The following is a 19,089-nucleotide window of genomic DNA, read 5'->3' as shown; positions in this document are numbered from 1 at the left end:
TTGGCTATGGAAAAGACAAGCAGCATAAGTTGTGTCATTATCAACCTTCAACATGATTTATTGAAAAAGAATGTTAATCTTATAGCAGCAGTGTAAACTTTTCCTCTCGCTCTTACATCTAATGGATAGACTAATATTCACAGATGCTGTAATAAGAATCATCAACCTATTATAAACATGAATAATAAGATTTCCACAAAACTGCTGAGCCTAGCTTTACTCACCATGCCTATTACAAGCGTGGCCAGGGAATGGTCGTTGCAAGACTGCATAAACTATGCTCTACAGAATAATATTTCACTGCGGAAGCAGCAACTGGCCAAACTAGTTGCAAAAGAAGATGTATTGCAATCAAAGGCAGCATTGCTCCCTTCACTGAGTGCGTCTACAAGCCAAAGCGTCGGTTATACTCCCTGGGTGACAAGTGGTATCAGTGGTGACGGATATTCAAAAATGGCTGTAGATAAGACTTATTACAATGGCAGCTATGGAATCAGTGGCAACTGGACGCTATGGAATGGAAACCAGAACAGAAACAATATCAAGCTCAATAAGCTGATAGAAGATAAAGCCGTCATCGACTCGGCAGTCACAGCACATACCATCCAAGAGCAGATAGCTCAGTTATATGTCCAGATATTATATACCACAGAGGCTATCAAAGTGAATAAAGAAAGTCTGGAAACAAGCACAAAGAATGAAGCAAGAGGACAAGAAATGGTAAAGGTCGGGAAAATGAGCAAAGCCGATCTTGCCCAGCTTACTTCCCAACGTGCTCAAGACGAGTACAATGTAGTATCGGCAGAAAGCCAAGTAAAGAATTACAAAAGACAACTAAAAGAATTGCTGCAAATCACAGATGAAGAGGCGTTCGACATCGTAATTCCGGCAACTGCCGACGAACAGGCACTACAGGCTATCCCAGCTATGAATACAATCTACATGGCTGCGTTGGATAACCGACCGGAAATCAAGAGTTATCAAAACACCATTGCCCAAAGCGATTTACAAATAACCATTGCCAAAGCTCAAAAAATGCCGACCATCAGTGCGAATGCCGGTATAAGTACGAGTACCACATCTATGAACAGCAACACATGGGGGAGGCAACTTAAAAACAATGTCATGGCTGGTGCAGGCTTTACAGTAAGTGTGCCTATATTTGATAACAGAGCATCCAAGACGGCTATCAACAAAGCCAAACTCATGAGAGAAAGTAGTATGCTTGACTTAAAAGACAAGCAGACAACCCTCTACTCCACTATCGAAAACTACTGGTTGCAAGCTACTACAAACCAGAATCAATTCAAGGCCGCAAGAATCAGTACAGAGAGTGCACAGGCGAGTTATGAACTCCTGAGTGAGCAATTCCGCTTAGGATTGAAGAATATCGTCGAGTTGATGACGGGCAAAGACAAACTGCTCACTGCACAACAAAACGAATTGCAAAGTAAATACATGTCGATATTATATATTAACATGCTCAAATTCTATCAGGATGGAACGCTGAAACAATAGGAATGCAACTGCATCATCAAGATAATTCCATCAAGATAAAGCGTGCCAAACGTTATAAAAAGGAAATACAAATAATGTATTTCCTTTTTTATTTCACAACAGAATCCTTTAATTCCAGTTGGTCTTGCAGTCGTATTAATTCATCACGATACTGTGTTGCCTGTATGAAATCCAAATTCTTAGCTGCTTGCTGCATCAATTTCTTCGTATGCTCGATACTCTTTTCTAATTCAGGTCGGGTCATGCGCTTGACAATCGGGTCGGCCACAAATCCCATTTCAGCAGGTTCTACATATTCCTGATACCTACCCTTTGCCACATTTCTGTCTTCACCGGAATCTGGTCCAATCGGGAATGTCTTAATATCTTTGACTATCTGCATAGGAGTGATTCCATGCTCTTCATTATATTTAAGCTGCTTGCTACGCCGTCTGGCCGTCTCGTCAATGGTGGCCTGCATACTCTCGGTGATGATATCGGCATACATGATAACTTTTCCATTGACATTTCTAGCTGCCCTACCGGCAGTCTGAGTCAAACTTCGTTTACTGCGAAGGAATCCTTCTTTATCGGCATCAAGAATTGCTACCAAAGAAACTTCGGGAAGGTCAAGTCCCTCCCTTAAAAGATTAACACCTACAAGAACATCATACGCACCGATACGGAGATCGTTCATAATCTTAACACGATCAAGCGTGGCAACATCACTATGGATATAGTTTGCCTTTATATCATGATTCAGTAGATATTCCGTCAGTTCCTCAGCCATACGCTTGGTCAGGGTCGTTACCAGTACACGCTCATGCCTGTGTATTCGCGTCAGAATTTCATCCATCAGATCATCTATCTGATTTTCACTGGGACGAACTTCTATCTCCGGGTCTAGCAGACCTGTTGGACGAATTATCTGCTCGACAACGACGCCTTCTGATTCGCGTAACTCATAATCCGCCGGTGTTGCACTGACATAGATAACTTGATGAATTAACTCGTGGAACTCTTCAAACTTCAAAGGACGATTATCAAAAGCTGCCGGAAGCCTGAAACCATATTCTACCAAATTCTGCTTTCGCGCCCTATCGCCACCATACATCGCATTGATTTGTGGCACACTGACATGGCTCTCATCGATAACAAGCAAGAAATCTTTTGGAAAAAAATCTAAAAGACAATATGGACGTTCACCTGGTTGACGGCCGTCAAAATAACGTGAATAATTCTCTATACCACTACAATGCCCCAACTCTTTAATCATCTCCATATCATACTCAACACGTTCCTTAATTCGCTGAGCCTTAATATTATCCCCTATCTCGTGAAAGTATTCCGTCTGTTTAAGCAAATCGTCTTGAATCATGCGGATAGCAAGTTCTGTCTGCTCCTTGGAAGTGACAAAAAGATTAGCTGGATATATTTGATAATCTTCAAACTCAGCCAAGCGTTGAAACGTCAAGGCATCAACTTCTTGTATGCTGTCTATTTCATCATCCCACCATGTTACTCGCAAAACATGATCACTGTAAGCCATAAAAACATCAACGGTATCCCCTTTCACCCGAAAAGTCCCTCGCTTTAGTTCTATATCATTCCGCACATACAACGCATTCACCAATCGACGTAAAAACTCATTCCTATCTAACCGTTGCCCCCGCGTTATCGAAATAATACTTTCTTGCATGGCAACCGGTCCCCCCATACCATAAATACAGGAAACGGAAGAGACCACAATGACATCTTTTCGTCCTGATAAGAGGGCCGATACTGCTCCGAGTCTCAGCTTGTCGATTTCATCATTGATAGCCAGGTCTTTCTCTATGTAAGTATCTGATGATGGCAGATAAGCTTCCGGCTGATAATAATCATAGTAGGAAACATAATACTCTACTGCATTATCAGGGAAAAAGTCTCTCATCTCCTGATAAAGCTGAGCTGCCAGTGTCTTGTTATGACTAAGGATTAAGGTCGGTTTATTTGCGTTAGCAATCACATTAGCTACCGTAAATGTCTTTCCCGAACCAGTTACTCCAAGTAATACCTGTGCTCCATCTCCATTTTGTATACCTTCGGTCAATTCAGAGATAGCTTGCGGTTGATCACCTGTGGGTTTGTATTTTGATGTCAATTTAAAATTCATCTCTACAAAATTACAAAACCCCTTCGAAATAGCGTTATAAAGATTAATAAAATGCGAAAAAAGATTTCGTTTACTTTGCCAATCATAGAAATATCAGTAACTTTGTGACCTCAAAGCGACGATATGAAAAAAGTATTTCTAATAACAATAAGTACCGTTTTGCTCTTCTCCAGTTGTGCCCAAGAGTTCAACAAAGTATACAAGAGCAATAATTACCCTTATAAATACGAATTCGCTAAAGAATGTTTTGCCAATGGCAAATATACTAAAGCCATCACCCTACTGACCGATCTCATAGCTGTTGAAAAAGGAACAGACAATGCAGAAGAAAGTCTGTACATGCTAGGAATGGCTTCATATTGTAGCAAGGATTATGAAGGCGCTGCACAAACTTTCAAAAGATATTACCAGTCGTACCCTCGTGGACAATTTGCAGAAATGGCACACTACTATGAAGGCCAATCAATCTATGAAAGTACGCCGGAGCCTCGTTTGGACCAATCAATGACGATTACAGCCATCTCTGCTCTCCAAAATTTCCTGGATCTTTACCCAGATTCAAAATTAAAGAAGCCGGCGCAACAACGTCTTTTCGACCTGCAAGATAAATTGGTCACAAAGGAATATGCTTCAGCTAAATTATACTATGATTTAGGATCATATTTCGGCAATTGTACAAGTGGTGGCAATAATTATCAAGCTTGTATCATCACGGCACAAAATGCACTGAAGGATTACCCTTACAGTAATAAGCGCGAAGACTTCTCATTGCTTATCATGAAAAGCAAATTTGAGTTAGCGCAACAGAGTGTCGAAGAGAAGAAGTTTGAACGTTATCAAGATGCAGAAGATGAATGCTATGGCTTTCTCAACGAATATCCAGATTCTAAAGAAAAGGAAACAGCAGAGAAATACATAGAAAAATGTAAGAAATACACGAAAGAGTCAAATATGGTTGAACAACCTGAGACTCCTGTTTCAGAAAAAGAAAACAATTAATTATACATCAATAATAATGGATTATAAAAAGTCTAAAGCTCCCGTTAATACTGTCACTCGTAACATCATGGATCTATGCGATGAGACAGGAAACATCTATGAAAGTGTAGCTATTATTGCAAAGCGTGCAAATCAGATTTCAGTAGAAATCAAGCAAGATTTGAATAAGAAACTGGCAGAATTTGCTTCATACAATGATTCATTAGAAGAAGTGTTTGAAAATCGTGAGCAAATTGAAATATCTCGCTATTATGAAAAGTTGCCCAAACCCACATTGCTGGCAACAGAAGAATTCACAGAGGGCAATGTCTATTGGCGTGACCCTGCAACAGACAGTGACAATCTCAGTCTAGACTAAAGCGGAATATTGAATGTTACAGCGTAAACAAACATTATTCTTACTTGCAACTATAGCAATTGTCTGCTTCTGTCTCTATCTGCCAATAGCACATTATACACCTACAGGCATCGGCGAAGGAGCTGTCCTCTATAACTTGGCCATATATAATCATCTGGAATCCAAGGTGAATTTTGCCAGTTGTCCATTGTTTATTGTACAAACGTTCTCTGGCATTATGGCAATAATAACAATATTCTTATACAAGAATCGGCGACAACAAGTCAGATTCTGCAATGGAGCTATTGTTCTGCAACTTGCATGGTATGCACTGTACGGTTTTTATTTGTACAGTAATAAAGAGCTATTGGGAGTCCCACAGATTAACTTTGCAGCATGTTTACCCCTCATAGCCATCATACTCTTATACCTAGCTAGACATGGTATCATAGCTGACGAGAAATTAGTTAAGAGCATGGATAGAATTAGATGAAAAGAGAAGAAGGTGTGTCACTTTGAAGTGACACCTTCTTCTCTTTTCATCCATAATAAGCAAAATTTAATGAATCGATTGACATTGCGAGTCGTAGCAATCAAGCCCGCCATCGTGCTGATGGCGTAGCTTTCCCCTACCAAATCACATTTTCGGTGATAGTACATGGATTCAACAATAGAAATCAGTTACTCTGGGCCTCTATTACCTGGTTTATTCTCTTGTCCAATTCATATAAGTCAATGAACTGTGATGCGCGATACATCTCTTTACCTTCCATTAATAGTAGGACGGTCGGACCTGAATAAACAAGAAACCGTCCGGCTATCAGTGGAATCTCGGTAATATCCGTGAAGAAAGAAAATACTTCAGGCTTGGTATCTACCAATGCAGAGACTTTATCCAGCATCACATTACAGACTCCACAATCGGGAGTCTTGATATAGAAAAGGCATAGACGATTTTCTGTCAGTGCCTGCTCAATGTCCTGTATAGTTGTCAGATGTTTCATTTTATTCCACATACAATACAAACTTTGTACCATCTTTTCTGTCAATATCATTGTCGGTCAAAAAGGCAAACCGACAATACCGATTCTCGACAAATCCTTCTTATTTTTTCTCATAATTCCCCTTCCTAAAACTCTTTGAAAGATCTTATTCCGGATAAATCATTTTCCGTGTCACACCGCCATCAATCGTGATTGTCTGTCCATTGATAAAGTTATTCTGCTCTTCACAGAGAAACAAGCAAGCACGGGCAATATCTTCTGCTTCACCCACCCTTCCCGATGGATGAAACTCATGATCAAGAGGGCGCAATTCTTCATCCTCCCTGACATGAATCCAACCTGGAGCGATGGCATTCACCGTAATATGATAAGGAGCGAGTGAAATGGCGAGTGCATGAGTTAGACTGTAGATACCTCCCTTTGAAGCCGAATATGCCTCTGTACCAGATTCACTCATCAAGTAGCGTGATGAACTGAGATTAACAATGCGTCCATATGCCGTATTTCCATTAGTCGTGCGATGGCGAGCCAACAAACGGGAAGTAATAAAGGCAGAACGCAGATTGGTGGCTATCACGCTATCGAACTCCTCTACCTCAACTTCTGTAATATCCTTAAAGATGCCGATACCTACATTGTTGACAATTACATCCAAATCACCCCAAGCCTTGAAAAGTGCTACCATACAATCTTCCAATGCGTCCTTATCGGTAACGTCCACTTGAAAAAACTTTGCACCGGTTTCAACGGCAACTTCTTTACCAAGTTCTGTGCCAATATCACAAAAGGCAACCTTGTCACTTGTGTGACAGAAAGCTTCTACCAGAGCCCTCCCTATTCCATGAGCACCACCAGTTATAAATATCCTGCGATTCTCCATTTTACATTAGTCTTATTTAAATTCCATATATTTTTCTGTGCATATTAACAACTCTTTAAGAATCCACTTTACAATACAAACTACATCCTTCATTTTCATTATAAAATCGACTAAGAATGATACTAAGTTCTTTAGGGTATTTTCGTCTAACTCTTACTAAAGTTTCTCTTTCCGTTATCCCCAATGCTCTTAAATCATAATAATCATTTTTAAGCTTGTCACTAAAATATCGCTCAACAATAAGTAATTTATCCCCTTTTCCGATATCACTAGTTTTTTCGATCTCATTGATTTTATATTCTCCTACAACAGGAACATGCGTTTTGATTTCCAAAATTCTTTTAATAAGCCCTGCATCTTGTCTCCAAGCCTTCCCCATAAGAAGATTAATAGTTGTATTGAGGACCTCGGATGCTAGTTTGTACTCATGAAATAAAGTTTTTAAGAATTTTAACACATCAATTTGTCCAAACTTTCCTTTCACCAAATCCCACTCATAGAGTACCGGTTTAACACTACTAAAATCAATATCCCGACAAAGAACTTGTGCTATCATAGGATATGAAGAAGGAATACAAGCAACGATATTATCACTATTACATACTACCATTATTAGGCGTATGCCATCAACATATATTAAAACATCACCTACACCTAATTTTTTATAATTCACATTATTCCAAAGCTTTTCAACAGAGAGATGGTTATAGTGTTCAGGGATAAAATACAAATTCATATCAATCTATAAAGTGTAATAATCTATCTTCTGATGCTCCTAAGAAATACTCTTCTATAAAATTCCATCGTTGATCATTGTTCATATCCGTATTAAAAAAATAGCTGAATATTTTTTCAGAGAACTTATATTTTGCGTAAATATCCATAAGCATACCATTTTTATAATTTCCACTATCTATCAAGTCATGCAAATAAGTAGGGTTATTAATACGTACAAAAACCTGAGGATCAGAACCACCAATACGAACAAATGTTGCTAAACCTAGACAGTTGAGTATTTCAACCATTTTTACCTCAGGAGCAGATGGACGGCAATAGAATACACTCTTGTTATCGTGGATTCTTTGCTCAAAACAAGACATCATCTGGCTACCAATAGCTTCATAGCCATGTGATAAAAGACTTATTTGATTCTCATCCTCATTATCTTTTACTTTCACTTGACAATATGCAGCAATTCCTTCAAGTGGCATTGCATATGTAAGTACAAAAGCATGAAGAAAATCTTCACGCTCTATTGAGCTATAACCAACAAGTAATTTTTTCAACTCACGATATTTGATGTGTCTTGGCTGTCCTGGTAATGCGTTGGCCAGTTTTTCCAATATTCGATGGGAGTCCATAAAGAAATTATACAATTTTTCCTTAGTTATGTTAACAGTCTCATTGTTCAATGTTACCTCTATTTGATTAATCAATATAACGTGATAACCTCTAAACACCTGATTTGACGCTAATTTACTTTTAAACTGTGCAAAACTGATCGAACTCATATGAGCATTCCAATACTTTTCTCCATGCAACAGGAATCGTCCATTTGAACTGTCAATAGTTATAAGATAAGCAGCAAATTTCAAATAAAAGTTCTTTGCTTCTACTAGGGGAACTTCCACATATATATCAACAAACAGATTCTTCGGTCTCACAATTAGAGCAGGGAATGAAAGATGTCTCATCAAATCATGGGATATAAGAAGCAAACAACTCTTAAACTTCTGATCTACATCTTCTGAATTTGGAAAGATATATTCAAAATCAGATGATGAGATCATCATATTACGCTTCTCCCCTCTAACTCTATATATCTCAAGAAGTTTTTTTAATACCAGCTCTAATTGATAAGGCTTTATCGTTGACAAGCCATGAAGTTGCCTTGTATATTTAAAATCCTGCTCATTAAAATCAATCTTAGCAACACCTATCAGACGCTCATCTCTCGCTAAACGACCTATTTCCTGAATATAATCAGAAAGATTTCCTGTAGGAGCATGGTGATATACCTCAGTAATATCAGAAACATCTACCCCCATGCCATAAGCTTTTGATGCACAAATAATAGGACAGTCACCTTTTTTAAAATTTTCAGCATTAGTAGTTTTTTCTACAGATGTAAGTCTAGAATGAAACTCTGTTATTTTAAGACGATAAGACTGTAAATCAGGATAATTTAATATATTTGTGATAGTTCTAACATAAGGAAAATAGACTATCGTCTTTCTTCCTTTATTTAATGCTTCAATAATACTATCCGAAGTTCTGTGAAGTCTTTGTTTCTCATAATCTCTTACCAAAGGCGGGCGACCTATTTCAAACACAATATTATCTCTTCGTACAACTCCAATAAACTTAATACAAGGATCCATATTAAGTGAATTTATTGTTTCAAAAACCATATCATTCTTGTGCGAAGGATCTCTTACTGCAGTAGCCGTTAAGGCTAATATGGGAAATGAATATGATAAATATCTCTTTGAAGAACGGATATAATCACCTAAAAACCAATAATCTACCCGAAAATCTCTTCCCCAAGTTGTAACGGTATGAGCTTCATCTATAACTAAAAGTCCAAGTTGTCTTTCCCCAATTAAAGACTGAAGTGAATATGAAAGAAGCAATTCTGGCGCCACATAAAGAATATTAATAATTCCATTAAGGACTTGTTGTCTTATTTCAGCACTCTCTGCCGCACTTTTATTTCCATTTAATGTAGCTACAGCATTATATTTGGGCTTGAGATTTGACACCTGATCTTCCATAAGAACCACTAAAGGTGATACAACTATTGTCAAAGAATTGTGCTTCTGAGCTAAATAAATAGCAGAAAGTTGGAAAAGCAAAGATTTTCCAGCTCCTGTCGGTGAAGTCAAAATTATATTTCTAAAAGGTTTATTATTAAGCGCTTTCTCAGACTCTCCAATAATAGTTTCGATAATTTCTCCCTGAGAAACATCTGTAATATCTCTATTGAAATCAAGATCTTTATACATTCTCAAAAACCTAAAAGAGTCATATCCCCAAATACTCTTCAATACAGCCTGTAATTCTGGCCTAACAATAACAAACTGCTTAGGATTGGTCAGCCAATAAAACCTTGTTTCAATTCCAAATAGTTTTATCGCAGCGAGAAGTATCCCCTGTAGTTCTGAATATCTCGAATTCTTGGGTAAAGCATATGCACGTCCCAAAGCATAATTACCATAGAATATTTGTTCTAGTATCTTCTGTAACGAGTCATTATCACCAGCCAATACAGGAATGTCCAGTCCCTCTGGTAACTCTTTCATACCACCAACTTTACTGGGGGCAAGAAGTTGAATTCTGGTAACACAACTGTCACCCAATATATTTGGCTCTATATAGTTTACAAACTGTTCTTCCCCATTATGTTCACAATAGGCATAATAAAGGGAATAAATTTGATTTTCAGTTGATTTTTGGAAGTCAAGACTTTCGAAATCAGGTATATTACAATTACTTGGATTCTTATATTTTGTAAGGAAATTATTATCAAGAATCACAAATTTTCTGTTAAAAGCATCTAATGATCTTACCATTGACGTAAGCGATATTATAGATTCCATCATCAGAAAAGATGGTGATTCCGGCGCTTGCATTATCTTTTGAAAAACCTGCATAGCATTAATTTTTGCAAGTTCAATTTTGCCATCGCTGTTAATATACTCCCTATCCATCAAATCAATGCCCAAACTACATAGCAATTCATTGGGGAAACCACGCAAAATATAAATTCTATTTTCAGAACAGCACTCACGAATAAGTTGTAATATCTTCAGAGTATCCATACGCTATCAAACAAAATATTCTGAAATGGAATTATAATCACAGAACACACCACGTTTTTTCATCTCAGCATACGTTCCCTCCGTCTTGCTACAAGAGAGGACTGATTTTTGTAGACCTTCTGCTATAGAATTTAACGTATCCATAATTGTACGTGATAATTTAATTATACATTCAGACAAAACGCCATCTACACTTTGACGATCCCATATCTTTAGAAGATTGAACAATCTTGGACTGCCATTAAGAAGATGCGATAATGTATAAGCAGTTACAGGAGCTCTACAATTACCAACTTTCTTTACTTCTGGAATATTATAGATATAGTTCCAAAGTATTATCAATGCCACCGACTTTTTAAAATATTCTTCATCAGGTATAATACCATTTTCTGTTACATATCTGTTAAATATATCGTAATTAGTCCCTTCACCCTTTACAACATCAAATGGGGTATTTAGCATACATTTCCAAACTTTTGCCAATAATTCTTTTTTGAACAATCGTTCTTTCTTGTCGTACATGCTTTTAAAGAGCTGTTGGTCCTCTGCTTTCCTCTGCTGCTTTAAATCCTGTTCAAACTGCCCTCTTAAGCGTTCATAATACCACTTTTTACCATCATTGGTACGAATATCTCGGGAAAGTTCTTCCATACGAGAATTGAAAGGATTACTAACAGAAAAATCAGCATATTTAACAGGACTTTGAGTATTTGAAGATTTTGTAATATTGGCTGAAACTTCTTTCTTGTCATCTGTATTACTGAGAACTATTATTTTCACTGGAACAAATACACCTTTCAATGATATTGGCGATGATGATTTCTGTTCTTTTGCATAAAAAAGAGAAGCTGTTGTCTGCCCACCATTGACAATCTGAAAATCTTTTATCGCCCTAATAATTCCAGTAGTAACAACTTCATTGGCACTTTCTTCCGGATCCATATCACTACTACCCTCATTACTCTTTATTTCAAGTGATTCTGCCAAGGCTACAATACCATTATTATAGGCAAGGAACATTTGCTTCTGCGAACGTAATGTCTCTTGAATACCAACATTGGCATTTCTCTTAGCACTGCCTTTAAATCCTAGAAAATAGCGTACATTACCTAATAAGAGATCTGTATTATATTGTTCATAAAGTTTCTGTAATAATTTCCCCGGGAATATAGTCATGAAGCATTTATATCCAGTTTGAGGAACTTCCATTTCTATATACGGAAGTTTATAATTATATTCCGAACCAAATTCTATATCTATAACACGATGATCAACATCTGAACCAAAAAGTTGATACAGACGAGATACATCGTAGACTTCGGGTATGAGATTACGTCCCTTTATTCTCTTCTTTTTTATTTCATCATTCCTTATAAAGGAGTTGGAAAAAACCAGAAAGCGCACTGTTACTATTGCATGTGTGGGTGTAGGTGTTAAAGATGGTCTACCTCTTTTTTTCTCAGGACCTTTCTCATGCAAAAGATCTGCTAAAGGATACAAAGGATCATCTTGCTTTAAGATAGAAGACACAGTACCAGAGCAACAATTTTGATAAAAACCTTGCATTCTATTTATGGCAGTCTGATAATCTGCATCATGCAGAGTCTTTATTTCATTTTGAGCATCATCGTTATACAATGAATATATCAAGGTCAAAACCTCGCCATTAGAACTAAGAGCATATCCAAAGATTTCACCCCTCACATTACCGCCCATATCTTTTACTGCGCCATATCCTATCGTATAATTATCCATAGATAAACGCTCTTTCAATGATTCTATGAGACTATGAGCAAAAGCTAAAGGACGTGAGTTGTTATTTTCATCAAAATAAAACATAGATTCTTCATCTATCTCACGAACGAAATTCTTTAAATCAGCCATTTTCTAATCAATATTTATATGTGTTTTTATTTAAAATCAAGGATATTTATGTTTAACTACCTCCTGTATCTGTCCCTCAATAATATCAGCTTAGATAACATTTGGGAGTCTCAAACAATGTTTCTATTACAAAGATATATCTTTTTCTGACAGCCAACAAACTTTTACGAAAACTTATAATTATTACTTTATTCCATAAGTTCCATTAAGAAGTGCAAATAGTCTCTTGTCTTAAAAACCGACTATGAAAAACACTCGGGGAACGCCGTCGGCAAGGGGCTGAATGCCCCGACGAGACAAAAGATTTCAGTAGCAATACAAAAAAAACAGAAAAGGGAGACCGAAATCTCCCCGAGATTAATCAACTTTGCATTGTCATATGAAATATCATCAATTAACCTCGGCACAAAGATACACAATCTTTGTTTTGCTGCAAAAGAAAATGTCGGTAAAGGGCATTGCAGATATGATAAACGTGCACTACAGCACCGTTTACCGCGAGTTGAAACGCAACAAAGGGCGATACCATTATCATTACGGCGTTGCCCGGAAGCAGTGTGACGAACGCAGACGACGGATGCGAAAGCACCGTAAGTTCAGTATTGAGATGCGAAAGGAAATCATTGCGCTCATGGTCAACGAACAGTGGTCACCCGAACAAATCAGGGGTTGGATGCTGCGCAAGGGAAAGACGTGCGTATGTGTAGAAACCATCTACAACTATATCCGCTTCGACCGGCTCTGCGGAGGTGAGCTTTACAAGAGTTGCCGGCACAGGATGAAGCATATCAGAAGAAGCTGCCCTGCTGCCTACACGGCCATCAAGGACAGAGTCATGATAGACGAGCGGGACCCGCAGGCCAACGGAACACGGTTCGGAGACTGGGAAATGGACACCATCATCGGGAAAGACGGCCGGGGAGCCATCGTAACACTCGTAGAAAGAAGCAAGGACTATATGCTGATGAGGAAACTGCCACGGGGAAAGAATGCAAAAGCCCTTGCCAAGACCGTCGTGGCCATGCTGACACCATTCATCGGAAACATCAGGAGCATCACAACGGACAACGGAAGCGAGTTTGCATGCCACAGGATCATAGCACAATGCCTCAAAACAAAGATCTACTTCGCACACCCCTATTCCTCATGGGAGAAAGGAAACATTGAGAACACAAACAAGCTCATCAGGCAATACATTCCAAAAGGAACGACTTTTGAAAGGATTGACGACCGGCAGATAAAACAAATACAGATGAAAATAAATGCAAGACCAAGGAAAAAACTTAATTTCTCAACACCAAAAAAAGAGGTTTACAATCTAATCGTATAAATTTGCACTTGATACTGGAATCTACATTCAGACAAATACTTGGTGGTACTAAATTTACCATCTAAACTGAATTAAAAAGAATATTCAATCAAGACTAGATTCTGCCTTAGCTATATTTTGCAAAGGGATTTTCATTATCCAGCAGTTATTGTTTTGGGGAACTGATAATTTATTTAATAGTGGCATCAAGTATCCTTATAGGGCTATTGATGATTATACACGACCTCTCCCAGCAGCCACTCTCCTATTTTCCTAACACGACATTAGGCTGAGAGAAATAATCGTCCCACCATTCTTTCTTGGGGAAGAACTCACCACACCAGGGCATGATGAAAGTCCAGCGCATGCCGGCCTTCACCATCTCGCTCACCTTGAACTGGCTATTCGTTTCTGTCAAGGCAATAATCTTGGACGAGTAGTGCTGTTTGAGATAATCGTAACAAGCCTTAAGCCGACCAATCTCTTTGAGGTCATAATTCTCTGTGCCTACAATGTCTACGTACTCATCGCCGGGATACCACGACGCATCATCATATGTAGCTCCGTTCTGATAGATGTTGCTGTTCCACGCCCATACGATGTTATGCAACTGCTTCACATCGCAAAAATAGTGAAACAGCGTTTGATAGAGTTGCTTGTAGACGGCCGCCCCACCATTTCCCCACCAGAACCATACTGTCCCGCTGGCATTTCCAGCCCCTTCGTGGAACGGGCGAAAGATAATAGGAATACGCGCATCCTGCAACTTCTTAATGATGTTGGCCACGCTATCCATCGACGCATAGAATTCCCGATGTTCCCTAGTTCCCGGCTTCAAACAGTTGGCTGCCTTAAATTCTCCTTTGTTATAGAAGGCGTAACGATGCACCCCTTCACTCAAAGGTACATTCCAATGCCACATCATAGCTGCTATCTTGCCGTTTTCTGTCCATTCGGTCACCGGCCGAATCGTGCGATACAGCTCTTTCTTGCCCTCAATATTAAAGTGCATGAAGTCAAAACAGTTGATAGCAGGATACTTACCGGTGAGCATCTTCACCGTATCAGAATGCAAATGATTCCAATCGTATTTGGCCATCATCGCGGGCAGACTCCCACCCTTCCGCTGTACTTTTTCCAGCAACTTCAATAATGCTTTGGCATCACGATTGGCCTTTTTATCCGCATTCCGAGCAGACATACCAAAACACAGCAGCAATACAAGTAATGTTACAAAAATCTTTTTCATCGTTTTAAATGAGTAGTTTGTTTATATGTAAATCTTCATGACATGGCGTCGAGCCTCACTTGGCGTAACTGGAATACCATGCACAAAAACGCTGATAAAGGTAATAGCTTTGCCAGATATATACAAATATTTCTACATAAAATCTACATCAAATGACTGCAAAGCCTCTGCAGCAAAACTGCAAGGGCCAAACAGCATTGCTGCAAAGCCCGAACAGCAATGCTGCCGAGGCCTTGCAGTAACTTGAGTATATCTCAGCTATAAAGCAACAATATTAATATTGATTAGTTTTGGAGGGTTCATTATTTTGTTGTAATTTTGCGCATTGAACATTTTATTTAAACCAAACATCGTGGCTGAAACAAAATACATCTTCGTAACCGGCGGAGTGGTATCATCTCTAGGCAAAGGTATCATCTCTGCATCTATTGGCAAACTTCTACAAGCCAGGGGATATAACATCACTATTCAGAAATTCGACCCATACATCAACATTGATCCGGGAACACTGAATCCCTACGAGCATGGCGAATGCTATGTAACCGTGGATGGTATGGAGACCGACTTGGACTTAGGACATTACGAACGTTATACCGGTATCCAAACCACTAAGGCCAATTCTCTTACAACAGGTAGAATCTACAAGGCGGTCATCGACAAAGAGCGTCGTGGAGATTATTTGGGCAAGACCATTCAGGTTGTACCTCATATCACCGACGAAATCAAGCGCAATGTGAAAATGCTTGGGCAGAAATACCATTATGATTTCGTCATCACAGAGATTGGCGGCACTATCGGCGACATCGAGAGTGCTCCATACATGGAGGCCATCAGACAGCTGAAATGGGAACTTGGCAAGAATGCCATCAACGTGCATCTGACGTATGTCCCCTACCTGAAGGCAGCAGGAGAGTTGAAGACCAAGCCCACCCAGCACTCTGTGAAAGAGCTGCAGAGCATTGGTATTCAGCCGGACGTATTGGTTTTGCGAACCGAGAGACACCTCGGAGAAGGTGTATTAAAGAAGGTGGCCAGCTTCTGCAATGTTGATTTCGACTGCGTTATCCAGAGCGAAGACTTGCCAAGCATCTACGAAGTTCCTGTAAACATGCAGAACCAAGGTCTTGACGTGGCCATTCTCCGCAAGATAGGTGAGCCTGTCGGCGAGAAACCTACACTTGGCCCATGGAAAGAATTCCTGGAAAGAAGAAACAAGGCTACCGAAGAAGTACACATCGGACTCATCGGTAAGTACGACTTGCAAGATGCCTATAAGAGCATTCGCGAGAGTCTTTCGCAGGCAGGTACATACAACGACCGCAAGACGGTGCTTACTTTTATCAACTCGGAAAAGATAACCGAAGAGAATATCGGCGAACTACTGGAAGGCCAAGACGGCATCATGATATGTCCGGGATTCGGCCAGCGCGGTACTGAGGGTAAGATTATTGCTGCCCACTACGCACGTATCCACGACATTCCGACGTTCGGTATCTGCCTTGGTATGCAGATGATGGTGATTGAGTTTGGCCGCAACGTATTGGGATATAGCGACGCCAACAGTCGCGAGATGGATGAGAAGACTGAACACAACGTTATCGACATCATGGAAGAGCAGAAGAATATCACCAATATGGGTGGTACGATGCGTCTCGGTGCATACGACTGCAAGCTGAGACAGAACTCGCGCGTCTTCGACATTTACAAACAAGAGCATATCCAGGAGCGCCATCGCCACCGCTATGAATTCAACAACGACTATCTGACCGAGTATGAAAAGGCCGGTATGATGTGTGTCGGAAAGAATCCGGAAAGCGACTTGGTGGAAATTGTAGAGATTCCAGGATTGAAGTGGTACATCGGTACGCAGTTCCATCCAGAATATCAATCGACCGTTTTAAAGCCCCATCCTCTCTTCGTAGACTTCATTAAAACGGCTAGCGAAAGCAAGAAACATTAAACATCTCACACGATAGCCAAGTCCCCATGTTATACAACGAGGCTTGGCTATCATTATCTAACAAACAATAATGGATCGCAACAACGTAATTGGGCTTGTATTAATAGGCCTCGTATTGGTTGGTTTCAGTTGGTGGAGCCAGCCTTCCAAGGGGGAGCAGAGAGCTGCATTTGTACAAGACTCCATCGCAAAAGCAAAACAGGCAGAAGCCAAGAAGGCTGCCGACTTCAAGACTACGGCAAAGAAAAACACTGAAAAGCAGGCATCACTGACTGATACTACAGCACTTTTCCACGAGTCGTTGGCAGGCAGTGCACAGACGATTGTCCTTAAAAACAAGAAACTAGAACTCTCGTTCAGCACCAAGGGAGCTACTGTAACCAAGGCTGTCATCAAGAATTTCTCTGATCGCAATGGTCATCAAGACGTGACTATCTTCGACGGCAAAGACCAAAGTCTGAACTACACTTTCGTTGCCAAGCAGGCCAATATCTCTACACAAGACCTGTATTTCCAGCCAAGTCAGGTAACAGACTCTACGGTTGCATTTACCGCCAACACCAATGGTGGAAAGGCTATTACCATCAATTACGTACTAGGCAAAGACTACCTGCTGCGCATGCAGATGCGTGTGAGTGGCATGGCAGGCCTGTTCGACCCTCACACTTCTACAATGGATGTGACATGGGAAGACATGGCCCGTCAGCAAGAACGAGGGTTCACATTTGAGAATCGCTATGCTACCCTTACCTATCACAAAGTGGATGGCGGCACAGACTACCTGAATGAGACACAGGAAAAGATTGATGAAGCCATTGAGGACAAAATAGACTGGGTGGCATTCAAGAATCAATTCTTCTCGGCAGTGATGATTTCGAAGAACGATTTTGCAGCCAATTCACTGATGACCAGTATCCCTCTGGAGAAAGAGAGCGGATATCTGAAGCAGTACAAGGCCAAGATGAAGACATTCTTCGATCCCAAAGGCAACACACCATCGGAGTTTGAATTCTATTACGGACCTAATGATTTCAGACTGTTGCAGAAGATTGAGAAGGAAAGTAGCTTTGGCAAAGACCTCCAGCTACAGCGTCTGGTCTACTTAGGCTGGCCTCTCTTCCGCATCATCAACCGTTGGTTCACCCTCTATGTATTCGACTTCCTCACCGGACTCAATATCAATATGGGTATCGTGCTGATACTGATAACCCTCTTACTCAAGGTTATCACTTATCCGATGGTCAAGAAGAGCTACATGAGTTCAGCCAAAATGCGCGTATTAAAGCCGAAGTTGGACGAGGCTACCAAGCAATACGACAAACCGGAAGACCAGATGCAGAAGCAGCAAGCCATGATGGCCGAGTATTCAAAGTACGGAGTCAGTCCGCTGTCCGGTTGTCTTCCCATGCTGATACAGATGCCTATCTGGATTGCAATGTTCAACTTTGTACCCAACGCCATCCAACTACGAGGTGAAAGTTTCTTATGGATTAAAGACCTAAGTACCTACGACCCCATTCTGGAATGGAACAACAACCTCTGGATGATAGGCGACCACCTGAGTCTTACCTGTATCCTCTTCTGCGTAGCCAACGTCCTTTACTCATGGATGACGATGCGCCAACAGCGCGACCAGATGGTAGGTCAGCAGGCAGAACAGATGAAGATGATGCAATACATGATGTATCTGATGCCCCTCTTCTTCTTCTTCATGTTCAATGACTACAGTTCCGGCCTGAACTTCTACTACTTCATCAGCCTCTTCTTCAGTGCTGCTATCATGTGGGCATTGAGAAAGACGACCAACGACGAGAAACTCCTTCAACTGCTGGAAGCACGCTATAAGGAGAATCAAGCAAATCCCCAGAAGAAGATGGGAGGTCTCGCTGCCAGACTCCAAGCTCTGCAAGAGATGCAGCAGAAGCAACAGGAAGAGACTAGACGCAAACAAGAAGAGCTCAATAGAAAGAAAAAAGAATTGTAAATAACACTGG

General features: G+C 40.1%; 13 protein-coding genes and 1 pseudogene. 7 read left to right on the top strand and 7 right to left on the bottom strand.

Going from position 1 to position 19,089, the window contains the following annotated elements; translation table 11 throughout:
* Nucleotides 1-177: 177 nt before the first annotated feature.
* On the top strand, nt 178-1,518 hold the full coding sequence (locus tag ACZ42L_RS02080; RefSeq protein WP_464700321.1) for a TolC family protein: 1,341 nt from the start codon (nt 178-180) through the stop codon (nt 1,516-1,518).
* Between the two features lie 88 nt (nt 1,519-1,606).
* Here the strand turns inward: ACZ42L_RS02080 and uvrB are convergent, their stop codons facing one another.
* Nucleotides 1,607-3,652, bottom strand: a complete 2,046-nt coding sequence (gene uvrB, locus ACZ42L_RS02075) for an excinuclease ABC subunit UvrB (RefSeq protein WP_464700320.1) — start codon at nt 3,650-3,652, stop codon at nt 1,607-1,609.
* A 123-nt stretch (nt 3,653-3,775) separates the two neighbouring features.
* Between uvrB and ACZ42L_RS02070 the strand changes: the two genes are divergently transcribed.
* Genes ACZ42L_RS02070 through ACZ42L_RS02060 form a run of 3 tightly spaced genes read left to right on the top strand, consistent with a single transcriptional unit; the run spans nt 3,776 to nt 5,481 of the window.
* A complete protein-coding gene (locus ACZ42L_RS02070) occupies nt 3,776-4,651 on the top strand; it encodes an outer membrane protein assembly factor BamD (protein ID WP_464716482.1) in 876 nt (291 codons plus the stop codon).
* 16 nt (nt 4,652-4,667) lie between these two features.
* Nucleotides 4,668-5,009: a DNA-directed RNA polymerase subunit omega gene (locus ACZ42L_RS02065; RefSeq protein ID WP_464700317.1), complete on the top strand. Its 342-nt coding sequence runs from the start codon at nt 4,668-4,670 to the stop codon at nt 5,007-5,009.
* Between the two features lie 13 nt (nt 5,010-5,022).
* Entirely contained in the window at nt 5,023-5,481 is a 459-nt protein-coding gene (locus tag ACZ42L_RS02060; protein WP_464716481.1) for a DUF4293 domain-containing protein, read from the top strand.
* A gap of 184 nt (nt 5,482-5,665) precedes the next feature.
* On the opposite strand, the gene ACZ42L_RS02055 is transcribed toward ACZ42L_RS02060, so the two are convergent.
* The 5 genes and pseudogenes from ACZ42L_RS02055 to ACZ42L_RS02035 all read right to left on the bottom strand — a co-directional run bounded on the left by ACZ42L_RS02055 (nt 5,666) and on the right by ACZ42L_RS02035 (nt 12,577).
* A complete protein-coding gene (locus tag ACZ42L_RS02055; protein WP_464716480.1) occupies nt 5,666-5,992 on the bottom strand; it encodes a thioredoxin family protein in 327 nt (108 codons plus the stop codon).
* Between the two features lie 145 nt (nt 5,993-6,137).
* A pseudogene (locus ACZ42L_RS02050) lies at nt 6,138-6,863 on the bottom strand (SDR family NAD(P)-dependent oxidoreductase); the annotation flags it as partial.
* 64 nt (nt 6,864-6,927) lie between these two features.
* The gene (locus ACZ42L_RS02045; RefSeq protein ID WP_464700312.1) at nt 6,928-7,608 is read right to left on the bottom strand and encodes a hypothetical protein; all 681 of its coding nucleotides are present in this window, start codon (nt 7,606-7,608) and stop codon (nt 6,928-6,930) included.
* Nucleotide 7,609: 1 nt separating this feature from the next.
* Nucleotides 7,610-10,693, bottom strand: coding sequence for a DEAD/DEAH box helicase (locus ACZ42L_RS02040; protein ID WP_464716479.1), 3,084 nt, complete (start codon nt 10,691-10,693; stop codon nt 7,610-7,612).
* 6 nt (nt 10,694-10,699) lie between these two features.
* Nucleotides 10,700-12,577, bottom strand: a complete 1,878-nt coding sequence (locus ACZ42L_RS02035; RefSeq protein WP_464703380.1) for an AIPR family protein — start codon at nt 12,575-12,577, stop codon at nt 10,700-10,702.
* A 379-nt stretch (nt 12,578-12,956) separates the two neighbouring features.
* Here ACZ42L_RS02035 and ACZ42L_RS02030 point away from each other — a divergent pair, with 379 nt between their 5' ends.
* Entirely contained in the window at nt 12,957-13,907 is a 951-nt protein-coding gene (locus ACZ42L_RS02030; RefSeq protein WP_464716478.1) for an IS30 family transposase, read from the top strand.
* 244 nt (nt 13,908-14,151) lie between these two features.
* Here ACZ42L_RS02030 and ACZ42L_RS02025 read toward each other — a convergent pair whose 3' ends face one another.
* On the bottom strand, nt 14,152-15,135 hold the full coding sequence (locus ACZ42L_RS02025; RefSeq protein ID WP_464716477.1) for a glycosyl hydrolase: 984 nt from the start codon (nt 15,133-15,135) through the stop codon (nt 14,152-14,154).
* Between the two features lie 352 nt (nt 15,136-15,487).
* Here ACZ42L_RS02025 and ACZ42L_RS02020 point away from each other — a divergent pair, with 352 nt between their 5' ends.
* Both ACZ42L_RS02020 and yidC read left to right on the top strand, forming a co-directional pair.
* On the top strand, nt 15,488-17,095 hold the full coding sequence (locus ACZ42L_RS02020; RefSeq protein ID WP_464700305.1) for a CTP synthase: 1,608 nt from the start codon (nt 15,488-15,490) through the stop codon (nt 17,093-17,095).
* A gap of 70 nt (nt 17,096-17,165) precedes the next feature.
* Nucleotides 17,166-19,079 carry a membrane protein insertase YidC gene (gene yidC / locus ACZ42L_RS02015; protein WP_464716476.1) on the top strand — a complete coding sequence of 638 codons (1,914 nt, stop codon included), beginning with the start codon at nt 17,166-17,168 and terminating at the stop codon, nt 19,077-19,079.
* Nucleotides 19,080-19,089: the final 10 nt, after the last annotated feature.

It is taken from the genome of Prevotella mikamonis, assembly GCF_055381405.1.
The sequence above is the reverse complement of the archived record's forward strand: the minus strand, read 5'-3'. Positions and strand labels throughout refer to the sequence as shown.

Excerpts from the sequence above, each read along its gene's own strand:
- ACZ42L_RS02080 (WP_464700321.1), top strand. The coding sequence starts at position 178 with ATGAATAATAAGATTTCCACAAAACTGCTGAGCCTAGCTTTACTCACC.
- uvrB (WP_464700320.1), bottom strand. The coding sequence starts at position 3,652 with ATGAATTTTAAATTGACATCAAAATACAAACCCACAGGTGATCAACCG.
- ACZ42L_RS02070 (WP_464716482.1), top strand. The coding sequence starts at position 3,776 with ATGAAAAAAGTATTTCTAATAACAATAAGTACCGTTTTGCTCTTCTCC.
- ACZ42L_RS02065 (WP_464700317.1), top strand. The coding sequence starts at position 4,668 with ATGGATTATAAAAAGTCTAAAGCTCCCGTTAATACTGTCACTCGTAAC.
- ACZ42L_RS02060 (WP_464716481.1), top strand. The coding sequence starts at position 5,023 with ATGTTACAGCGTAAACAAACATTATTCTTACTTGCAACTATAGCAATT.
- ACZ42L_RS02055 (WP_464716480.1), bottom strand. The coding sequence starts at position 5,992 with ATGAAACATCTGACAACTATACAGGACATTGAGCAGGCACTGACAGAA.
- ACZ42L_RS02045 (WP_464700312.1), bottom strand. The coding sequence starts at position 7,608 with ATGAATTTGTATTTTATCCCTGAACACTATAACCATCTCTCTGTTGAA.
- ACZ42L_RS02040 (WP_464716479.1), bottom strand. The coding sequence starts at position 10,693 with ATGGATACTCTGAAGATATTACAACTTATTCGTGAGTGCTGTTCTGAA.
- ACZ42L_RS02035 (WP_464703380.1), bottom strand. The coding sequence starts at position 12,577 with ATGGCTGATTTAAAGAATTTCGTTCGTGAGATAGATGAAGAATCTATG.
- ACZ42L_RS02030 (WP_464716478.1), top strand. The coding sequence starts at position 12,957 with ATGAAATATCATCAATTAACCTCGGCACAAAGATACACAATCTTTGTT.
- ACZ42L_RS02025 (WP_464716477.1), bottom strand. The coding sequence starts at position 15,135 with ATGAAAAAGATTTTTGTAACATTACTTGTATTGCTGCTGTGTTTTGGT.
- yidC (WP_464716476.1), top strand. The coding sequence starts at position 17,166 with ATGGATCGCAACAACGTAATTGGGCTTGTATTAATAGGCCTCGTATTG.